Below are 700 nucleotides of genomic sequence, written 5' to 3' on the forward strand. Positions count from 1 at the left end.
GCGAGCAGCACCGCGTCGGTTCCGGCCCGATGGGCACCCCGCGGAGGCTGGCGCAGATGCAGGCGGCCGCCGAGAAACGAATCCGGCTCAGGGCTCATCGCGCAGTTCGGCGGCGAGGCCGGCATCGGTGAGGATGCGCCGGGCCTGGGCGGCGTGGTCGTCGGGCACCAGCAGGCGCCGGCCGAACATGCCGATCGAGCCCTCCATCATGCTCATATGCTCGTCGGCCACGAGAAGCGGAATCTCCGCTCCCTCCAACAGGGAGCGGGCGAAGCCGATCAGGACGATGTCGTTGCTGCGGATCAGTTCCGTCACGGCGCCAAGGCTCCCCTGGTGGCTCCTCCGGTTGGGGATCGTCGTAATCCCGGCCTCGCTCTTGTCCACCCCTTCCCACGCTCGTGCGGCATGGGCGCGTGTTGCAGTGCAGACGGCCCCGTGCGACAGGGGCAGCCGCAGGGCAGGGGTGCCGGCACGGTGCCGGCAAAGGTTTCCGGAGGCATCGCGCTTGGGCGTCGTCGTTTCCCTCGATGAAGGCCGCTCCGATCCGGAGGCCAGCCTCACCGATCTCGTCGGCCTGGTCGCGGCCGGGATGGAGCGGGTGAACGCGACGATCCTGTCGCGCACGGGCTCCGACGTGGCGATGATCCCCGAGGTTGCCAACCATCTGATCGCCTCAGGCGGCAAGCGCCTGCGCCCGATC

At 69.9% G+C, this 700-nt stretch carries 1 protein-coding gene and 2 pseudogenes; 1 reads left to right on the top strand and 2 read right to left on the bottom strand.

Features of this window, described 5'->3' with window-relative positions; all coding sequences use genetic code 11:
• Positions 1-98, bottom strand: a pseudogene (locus MZTS_RS25430) (methyltransferase); the annotation flags it as partial.
• The gene (locus tag MZTS_RS24770) at positions 88-315 is read right to left on the bottom strand and encodes a putative signal transducing protein (protein WP_192285979.1); all 228 of its coding nucleotides are present in this window, start codon (positions 313-315) and stop codon (positions 88-90) included. The gene MZTS_RS24770 and the pseudogene MZTS_RS25430, both read right to left, overlap by 11 nt.
• A gap of 190 nt (positions 316-505) precedes the next feature.
• Here MZTS_RS24770 and MZTS_RS24775 point away from each other — a divergent pair.
• A pseudogene (locus MZTS_RS24775) lies at positions 506-700 on the top strand (polyprenyl synthetase family protein); the annotation flags it as partial.

Source organism: Methylorubrum zatmanii, assembly GCF_014845115.1.
Taxonomy (GTDB): domain Bacteria; phylum Pseudomonadota; class Alphaproteobacteria; order Rhizobiales; family Beijerinckiaceae; genus Methylobacterium; species Methylobacterium zatmanii.